This is a genomic window from Myxococcus eversor (assembly GCF_010894455.1).
In the GTDB taxonomy this organism is placed as follows: domain Bacteria; phylum Myxococcota; class Myxococcia; order Myxococcales; family Myxococcaceae; genus Myxococcus; species Myxococcus eversor.
Genome location: NZ_JAAIXY010000103.1, coordinates 1 through 411, shown reverse-complemented (window position 1 = coordinate 411; position 411 = coordinate 1). Strand labels below are relative to the sequence as shown.

Annotated in this window: 1 protein-coding gene; it reads left to right on the top strand. The window is 68.9% G+C overall.

Annotated elements, in window-relative coordinates; genetic code table 11:
- On the top strand, positions 1 to 411 hold a 411-nt coding region (locus G4D83_RS45330; RefSeq protein ID WP_163871181.1), incomplete at both ends, for an AMP-binding protein.

The following is a 411-nucleotide window of genomic DNA, read 5'->3' as shown; positions in this document are numbered from 1 at the left end:
CATATGGCCTGGCTGCTCTCCACCTTCGGCCTGACGGCCGCGGACCGCGTGCTGCAGAAGACGCCGTTGAGCTTCGATGCTTCCGTCTGGGAGTGCTGGGCTCCGCTGCTGGTGGGCGCTCCCCTCGTCCTCGCGCCTCCTGATGCTCATCGCGACCCGGCCGCTCTTCTCGCGTGCGTCGTGCGCCACGAGGTCACCGTCCTCCAGGTGGTGCCCTCCCTGCTGCGCTTCATGCTGGAGGAGACTTCCCTCTCACAGGCCTCACGCCTGCGCTGGCTCTTCTGCGGCGGCGAAGCTCTTCCCTCCGAGTCCGCCTCCCGCCTGCGAGCCGCCCTGCCTTCCGTCCGGCTCGTCAACCTCTACGGCCCCACCGAAGTCACCATCGACGCCACCTTCGCCGAGGTTTCGGGC